Source organism: uncultured Chitinophaga sp., from assembly GCF_902168175.1.
In the GTDB taxonomy this organism is placed as follows: domain Bacteria; phylum Bacteroidota; class Bacteroidia; order Chitinophagales; family Chitinophagaceae; genus Chitinophaga.
The window spans coordinates 1-6816 of record NZ_CABHOU010000084.1 but is presented as its reverse complement, the minus strand read 5'-3'; the positions used below and the strand labels follow the sequence as shown (position 1 = coordinate 6816).

At 41.6% G+C, this 6816-nt stretch carries 9 protein-coding genes, 1 tRNA gene and 1 pseudogene; 8 read left to right on the top strand and 3 right to left on the bottom strand.

Annotation, left to right across the window (positions count from 1 at the left end; all coding sequences use genetic code 11):
- From QZT80_RS18940 to QZT80_RS18905, 8 genes and pseudogenes are all read left to right on the top strand, one after another.
- Positions 1-183, top strand: a pseudogene (locus QZT80_RS18940) ((Fe-S)-binding protein); the annotation flags it as partial.
- A 758-nt stretch (positions 184-941) separates the two neighbouring features.
- Positions 942-1223: a hypothetical protein gene (locus QZT80_RS18935; protein WP_295125676.1), complete on the top strand. Its 282-nt coding sequence runs from the start codon at positions 942-944 to the stop codon at positions 1221-1223.
- Positions 1224-1411: 188 nt separating this feature from the next.
- Positions 1412-1915 carry a hypothetical protein gene (locus QZT80_RS18930; protein WP_295125674.1) on the top strand — a complete coding sequence of 168 codons (504 nt, stop codon included), beginning with the start codon at positions 1412-1414 and terminating at the stop codon, positions 1913-1915.
- 11 nt (positions 1916-1926) lie between these two features.
- Positions 1927-1999 (top strand) — tRNA-Gly (locus QZT80_RS18925).
- A 72-nt stretch (positions 2000-2071) separates the two neighbouring features.
- Positions 2072-2278 (top strand): hypothetical protein, encoded by a 207-nt coding sequence (locus QZT80_RS18920; protein WP_295125672.1) that lies wholly within the window; start codon positions 2072-2074, stop codon positions 2276-2278.
- Positions 2279-2470: 192 nt separating this feature from the next.
- Entirely contained in the window at positions 2471-2701 is a 231-nt protein-coding gene (locus QZT80_RS18915) for a hypothetical protein (protein ID WP_295125669.1), read from the top strand.
- Positions 2702-2817: 116 nt separating this feature from the next.
- Entirely contained in the window at positions 2818-3321 is a 504-nt protein-coding gene (locus QZT80_RS18910) for a hypothetical protein (protein WP_295125665.1), read from the top strand.
- Entirely contained in the window at positions 3318-4775 is a 1458-nt protein-coding gene (locus QZT80_RS18905) for a hypothetical protein (RefSeq protein ID WP_295125663.1), read from the top strand. The genes QZT80_RS18910 and QZT80_RS18905 overlap by 4 nt, the downstream gene beginning before the upstream one ends.
- Positions 4776-4990: 215 nt before the next feature.
- Here the strand turns inward: QZT80_RS18905 and QZT80_RS18900 are convergent, their stop codons facing one another.
- The 3 genes from QZT80_RS18900 to QZT80_RS18890 all read right to left on the bottom strand — a co-directional run bounded on the left by QZT80_RS18900 (position 4991) and on the right by QZT80_RS18890 (position 6608).
- On the bottom strand, positions 4991-5455 hold the full coding sequence (locus QZT80_RS18900) for a CPBP family intramembrane glutamic endopeptidase (RefSeq protein ID WP_295125660.1): 465 nt from the start codon (positions 5453-5455) through the stop codon (positions 4991-4993).
- A gap of 50 nt (positions 5456-5505) precedes the next feature.
- Positions 5506-5709 carry a hypothetical protein gene (locus tag QZT80_RS18895; protein ID WP_295125657.1) on the bottom strand — a complete coding sequence of 68 codons (204 nt, stop codon included), beginning with the start codon at positions 5707-5709 and terminating at the stop codon, positions 5506-5508.
- A gap of 509 nt (positions 5710-6218) precedes the next feature.
- Positions 6219-6608 carry a hypothetical protein gene (locus QZT80_RS18890; RefSeq protein WP_295125654.1) on the bottom strand — a complete coding sequence of 130 codons (390 nt, stop codon included), beginning with the start codon at positions 6606-6608 and terminating at the stop codon, positions 6219-6221.
- Between the last annotated feature and the right edge of the window lie 208 nt (positions 6609-6816).

Sequence of the window (6816 nt, the reverse complement as noted above, 5' to 3'; positions counted from 1 at the left end):
AAAGGCAGCACCCGCATCAACTTCGAACGCGGTAAAGAAGCAGTTGCCACCGGGGCTGGCGTGATCGCCTCCAACTGCCCTTTCTGCATGACGATGCTTACTGATGGCGTAAAAGAAGAAGGAAAGGAAGAGGAAGTGAAGGTACTCGACATTGCAGAGCTGGTGGCGGCGAGTATGGAATAAACATCATAATAACTCACTATAATAAATTGGCCCGGTATAAAATACCGGGCCTCTCCATTTCCGTCAATGGAAACTATAGCCAATTAAGCTTAAGACGGATATATGCAGCTTAGGTGTAACTAAATCGTGAAATTTACCAGGTAGACACCTGGCGTTATTATATTTTTATCCAATTGTTAGCTTAAGCGGGCATAAAGCCTTGACTTAAGATTGTCCTAAACAGACTTTACATTTTCATACTTGTATCTAGCGTTCAATTACAGTCCAGGTAGACACCAGGACTTTCGTCTATGAGTCAAATCTTTATCAAGCCGTAAATAGGTTGTTTTTTTAGAACAAGACTACCGGCAATAACTTTACATACTATGATTCAGGATAGGCAAAGTGTCCACATCCCGGATCGAATAATTATCCAGTGAAAAAAACATAATAAAATAGAACCGGTTACAATAGAAAAGCCGTGCAATTGATTAATGAGAGGGTACTATAAATACAGAAACTAGTTGCCTAAAAGTGATCAATCGGGGAAGTTTTGGGCAATTACCCATTTTTCGAAAGAGGTGTAACTAATGATACAATTATATGATTTGAATTACTGTAAATATCGTAAAAAAAACTAAATATTTAAGATTTAGTACAAAGTATTTAAGATTAGTTACATTCCATTGTCATTATCAGCCAAATAGCGTATAATATACTACATTATATGGGAAAAACAATTAAAGAGTGTCAACTTTGTGTTATAGTTCAAAAGTTAAATGAAAGATAAACGCTACGGAGCTATTCTACCAATGATCAAGGCAGGTAAGATTAGTTCTATCGAAGACATTTTTTTGCTGATCACCAAGACGAAAGTGAGCGAAGATTCAGGCATTAACTACAGTACATTGAAACGCAAAATCGGAAAGGTATCATTATTTACTTATGGTGAGATGAGAATCCTGGCTTCATTATTTGAAGTTGACATAAAGGAACTTGTTGATATATTTGAGAGCGATTTGCGAGGTGGGAAAAAGCGAATAGAGAGAAAGGGCGCATAATCACGAAATCCGAAACCCCATAACACGTTTTTACCCCAACCCAACACGAGCCTGTGTAAAAGGCGTAGTTTATCCGGAAAATTTCCAACATAGTCCACATTGAAGGACGCCGGCCCTCGCCATTGGTGTGCTATGGTTCCACTACTATGGACCTTCCAAATCTGCCTCTTTTCCCCTAAATTTGCAGGATGAACGTGCAGGAAATATTACCACAGGACTTCTCCCCTTCGTCGAGAGTTTGGATATACCAGAGCAACCGCCCTTTTGGCGAACGTGAGGCATTGGAGATCAATGAACAACTACACCAGTTTGCAGAACAATGGCTGTCTCATGGCGACCCTGTAAAAGGCTGGGGGAAGCTTCTTTTTAACCAGGTAATAGTGCTGATGGCCGACGAATCCAGTACGGGCGTTAGTGGCTGCAGCACCGACAGTTCAGTAAGGATCATCAAAAGCATAGAAAAACAATACCAGGTAAACCTGTTCGACCGCCTGTTGCTGGGGTTCTTTGTGAAAGACAAGGTACAACTGCTTCCATTGGCGCAGCTTAACTATGCGGTAGAAAAAGGCTTTATCGACGAAAATACCTTGTATCTTAACAACACTATACTCACCAAAAAGGAGATGGAAGAAAAATGGCTGATACCCGTGAAGGATAGCTGGCTGGCTTCTAAAATCCTGGTGAACAAATAAACAGAACACCAGCGGAAGTAGCTCATTTGGTAGAGCGACGGCTTCCCAAGCCGTAGGTGGCGGGTTCGAGCCCCGTTTTCCGCTCAAAGGCATAACGCCTGATTAACTGGTATTAAATAGGCTCGTAGCATCACTGTTACCTTATACCCGAAAGATATGTCGTACAAAAGTTTTTCTATCTCCGCCACCACCGCGGACGAATTAACCACAAAGATCAATACCTTTTTTGAGGCCAACCCCAATATTACCCTCGTGTCAACTTCTCAGTCACAAAATGCTGAGTGTATTATCTACACCATTCTGTTCAAAGAAGCACCTGCAAAACGTGAAATCAGTGGATTTAAAACCGTTACTGAACCTTAAATACGGCTTTACCAGTTACTTAAACTAGGAATTTTTTCTCTCTAACATTATTTTAACACTTCTATAAGTCGTTAAAATACAATATTTTATTCAGGCTCTTCTTTAATAATTGAAAAAAATCCCAATTTCTAGCACAGTTCTTTCAGTGTGTTAGTCGAACGTATATTTTTAACCAGTCTTAAATTGATTACCATGAGAAATTACTTCAAAGCTTTCGCAATCGTAGCAGTAACCGGCGGTTTTATTTTTGCTCAGAGCAGCGCAACCGCAACTTATGCAGCAAACAGCAAATCAGTAGACACTTACACTTCTTATGATTTGTCTGCCCGTCAGGACACCACTCCTACCGACACTACGAAAAAGAAAAAAGACAAGAAAGAAAAAGAAGATACTTCTGCTACCAGGATCATTTCTATCCGCTAGTACAATTATCTTATTTAGAAAAGGTGCAAACCGGCCAATGCCTGTTTGCACCTTTTTTCATTTATAATCCAAAATAAACTTAATATCTTGCGCCAACTGTATAACAACAACAGCACATGACAGCAACAACACCCAACAAGGGACGGCAGCGGTTATTACTGGCCGCGGCGGTACTTCTGGCCGTCCTGATCTACAAGATGCCTGGAAATACTTTCTGGTTCCAAACCAAACCATTCAGCTATTACCAGGAATTTAAAGCGGTGAAACTCTCGGAAATGACGGATGAGCGGATGCGTGAGGCCCGTTACGGCAAACACTACATCCTGGCCAACATGCTGGTTCAAACCCTGGCAAAAGACAAAGATGTAACGGTATTGCTGGAGCCTAACAACTACTACCGCCAAAAAGGGATTGATATGACTGTGCCAGAGCCGATTGTATTCTATTATTATACCAGCGGCAGAATGAAAGCTGTATGGACGAACAGCAAGGATGTATACAAGGCCAAATATCTCGTACGCATTACGCCACAGCTGGAGTTGGCTATTGTGCCGCTCAACTCCAAAGAAGACATCGACAAAGCAGTTGCTGAATATAAAAATTATCCTGCCACCTTATGATCCTACGTATTTTAGTCGCCGCTTTGTTGGTTGCCGTACATTTTCTGACGGGTTATGGTGTACTCAGCCTTTTAAAAGTAAAACTGAAGCCCGTAATGCACGGCATGCTGTCCATCCTGTTAGGAGTAGCAGTAGCTTCCATTCTCCCTTTCCTTTTACAACTGGCTTATATCCCCTTAACATCTGCCACCGTTTTTGGCACATTGGTGGGTGTTATGCTGTTGTTAAACATAAAAGTGCTGCTTAGCAAGGCTAAACCAACCCTTTCTAAATCAGACTTCAGCATTAAGATGTACGAATGGCCATTTGTGCTTATCCTGACTTTCCTGGTATTGATCAGCATCTGGCGTTGCTACACCCTTCCTCCTACCCCCCGCGACCTGCTGTCTGGTCCGGAAACGATCGCTGAATTTGCGGTAAGGGAGCATTCGTTCATCAACTCTGTATTCGGTCTCAGCCTCGAATCGACCAACAACCAGTTCAAACCCCCGTTCCTTACCTGCCTGCAGCTGATCTATAAACTGGCTGGCTTTCCTTTCGGACAATGGTGGTTAAGCGTGATTGTGACGTCGTTTATTATATTTATGTACAATGCGCTTAAAGAGATCGTACATCCTATACTGGCCGGTGCGCTGCTGCTGTTTTTCATGGCAGCACCTGAAATGTATGGATATACCTTTATGGCTTTGTTCGATTACGCTAATATGGTATTCCTGTTCCTTTCCTGTTACTTCCTGTTCGCGTATTTCAGGGATAAGGACAAACAGAAGTTCTACCTGGCCACCCTGCTGATGGCATTTGCCGTGTACATCCGTTCGGAAACACTCGTGCTGGCAGCCATGCTTGTACCTGCCATCCTGTTTACACAGTGGCAATGGAAGGAAAGTATTAAGCAGATGGCAATTACCGTGGTAATCTTCATGGTATCTTCATTCCTGTTATACTATATTCCTCAGACCTTCTACATCAAATATTACTTACCTGCGCAATACGATGTAAGCGGCCTTATACGCTCGGACATCTTTAACCTTCAGCCTTTATGGCAACGGTTTAAGGACATGAACTCCGAACTGATGTTCAGTGAGTACGGAAGAGCGCTCTGGGGATACATCATTTACGTGTTTACCATCTTCTTTGTGGCAGAACTCGTGTTCTTTAAAGCCCGGTTTACAGTAGCTGCACGGAATTGGCTGTATGCCGTACTGGTCGTATACATCGGCCTGCCAGTATTAGGCTTCCTGCTGCCGCTGATGGACCTTGAGCATACGACCAAACGCGGCCTGATGAAAATACTCCCGCTAATGGTGTTCTACCTGGCACATAACCAGATACTTCAGAAGATTACGGCCTGGCTCAACACATTTGAAAACCCGGCAGGCAGAGTACCCGTTTCAGTTGCCCGACCGAAAGCCCAACCGGTACCGGAAACTAAGAAAAAGAAGAAAAAACACTAAGCATATAAACAAAAGTCCCGGTTTCAAGCCGGGACTTTTTATTGCATCCACATTTTGTGATACAAACCGGCGTTTACGTACCGGAATTATAAACGGTCTAACTTGTTTAAAGAACTGATTGTATAGCAAAATGGATGAAACAGCCGGTCACCATCCCACCGTAAGGACATGGTTAAAAACAGGATATGTAGAAACGGATGAATATAAAAGTATCCTTACGATGAGATGATTTCCAGCAAAAGAAAGAATAGGTTATGAAAAGCATGAATCATGGTAACGATAAGGTATTTGCTGATTTTGTGCCCCTGCCAGATGATGTAGGTGTAGATGAATAGTACTCCGTTTAGGGCGGCCACTATCACATATGAAATGCTATAAAAGTGAAAAAGCCCAAAAATAATACTAGACAATATAATCAACCAAACTTTACTCTTCCCATTACCCGTGAAGTAGTCATAAAAAAGCTTTTGAAAAAAATAAGTTTCCACTGGCGGCGCGATCACACAGAACAATATAAACTCCACCCAAATTCCATGATCGTCTGCACCACGCTTATTTATTACCACATGGAGTACATTTTCGACAAACCATATAGCTGCTACAAAAGCAAAGTTTATTGCCACTGAAATACTACTCCAGATTAACACAAACTGAACAGCCTTGTCATTCCATTTACTCATGCGCAATGAATTATGTGAGGAAGACTTTCATCTTCCTCACAAGTTGATACCTATTTTTCAAAAATCTCTGGATGACTGGCGAACATTCTTTTCGTTGCCTCCGCGCTTTCATAAATTTCATCATAGTGGTTGATCAGCTGAGTCCCCACCCAGTTGTAAATCAGTTGTGCAAACGAAAAACCACCACCACATTCTATCATCTCCCCCATATCCATCTCTTTTAATTCGTGTGAATTCAATACTAAAGTTGTCATTTGTTTGAGGTTTTAATTGTTTAATACAAAGCTCATCTTGCGTGCGTAGTACTCCGCACAGGGCATACAGCGTCTGTCCCTCATGGGTAAACCCAATCCTGATTTCCCTGGCGGGAAAAACTTTCGTCATTAAAGCATTAGCCTTGCGTATCCGGAATACAAAGCGTATTGGAAAATTGTCGGTAAAACTATCTGGAGAATAAAACTGATATATTTGATTTGTATTGAGATAGATTTTCAGGGCAACATCACTATCTGGTTACAAACTTTTATTCGATTATTTTGGTACTGCAATGATAGTATAATTCTCAATATTCAAAAAATATTTTCACTTCGTTTATATATTAACGTTATTAAAAAACAACAGCTATTTCAATAGCATAGAGGATGAAAATATTTTGCATCTAACTAAAAATTACCAGCAACTAAAAACGTGTATCAGATAACAAAAAAAATCCGGGAAACCTTTTGCAGGCTCCCCGGAGTATTACGGTAGGTGTATAATCTGTTTATCTCGATTCCACAATTACGATCTTAACCAGGATGTTACTGGCCGGCGGATTTACGGTTGAACCCGTCGCGCCCTGCACTTCTAGCACCAAACTTCCCGTTTGATAAGTGTAGGTATACGCATACCCATTGTATACATCCGGAATTGCCTCCCAAATAGCATCATCGCTGGAAATAGCCACGATAATACCATTGTTATCCACCGTATACTGGTCGATGGCCGGATGATCAATTACAGCATAATAAGTAAGTGTTGCATTATCATACTTCCAGTCTACAGGCCGGATAGTTTGAAGAATAGTGCGATTTGTAATTACCACTTCCTCTTTTTTACAGGAAGAGAACAACATCGCTAAAAGTAGCAGGGGCAAAAGGAGAAGACGATTCATAGCGGTAGTTTAAGCGTATAAGTATTGGTTCATAACCTCTACAATTCAATAAGGATGCCAAAAATTAAAATAAGGGGGGAAATCAGCATTAAATCACTACCGGGCAACCGTTGCGTCGCACTCTTCAGCTGGGTATCGCTATTGGGGGATAACAAACTTTCTACGTATTCCATAAAAGCAAGCTCCTTGCCGGCCTCTTCCTGCAGGC

What these genes read in the sequence shown, in the direction of transcription:
- QZT80_RS18935 (WP_295125676.1), top strand. Translation starts at nt 942, where the DNA reads ATGAAAGATAAACGCTACGGAGCTATTCTACCAATGATCAAGGCAGGT.
- QZT80_RS18930 (WP_295125674.1), top strand. Translation starts at nt 1,412, where the DNA reads ATGAACGTGCAGGAAATATTACCACAGGACTTCTCCCCTTCGTCGAGA.
- QZT80_RS18920 (WP_295125672.1), top strand. Translation starts at nt 2,072, where the DNA reads ATGTCGTACAAAAGTTTTTCTATCTCCGCCACCACCGCGGACGAATTA.
- QZT80_RS18915 (WP_295125669.1), top strand. Translation starts at nt 2,471, where the DNA reads ATGAGAAATTACTTCAAAGCTTTCGCAATCGTAGCAGTAACCGGCGGT.
- QZT80_RS18910 (WP_295125665.1), top strand. Translation starts at nt 2,818, where the DNA reads ATGACAGCAACAACACCCAACAAGGGACGGCAGCGGTTATTACTGGCC.
- QZT80_RS18905 (WP_295125663.1), top strand. Translation starts at nt 3,318, where the DNA reads ATGATCCTACGTATTTTAGTCGCCGCTTTGTTGGTTGCCGTACATTTT.
- QZT80_RS18900 (WP_295125660.1), bottom strand. Translation starts at nt 5,455, where the DNA reads ATGAGTAAATGGAATGACAAGGCTGTTCAGTTTGTGTTAATCTGGAGT.
- QZT80_RS18895 (WP_295125657.1), bottom strand. Translation starts at nt 5,709, where the DNA reads ATGACAACTTTAGTATTGAATTCACACGAATTAAAAGAGATGGATATG.
- QZT80_RS18890 (WP_295125654.1), bottom strand. Translation starts at nt 6,608, where the DNA reads ATGAATCGTCTTCTCCTTTTGCCCCTGCTACTTTTAGCGATGTTGTTC.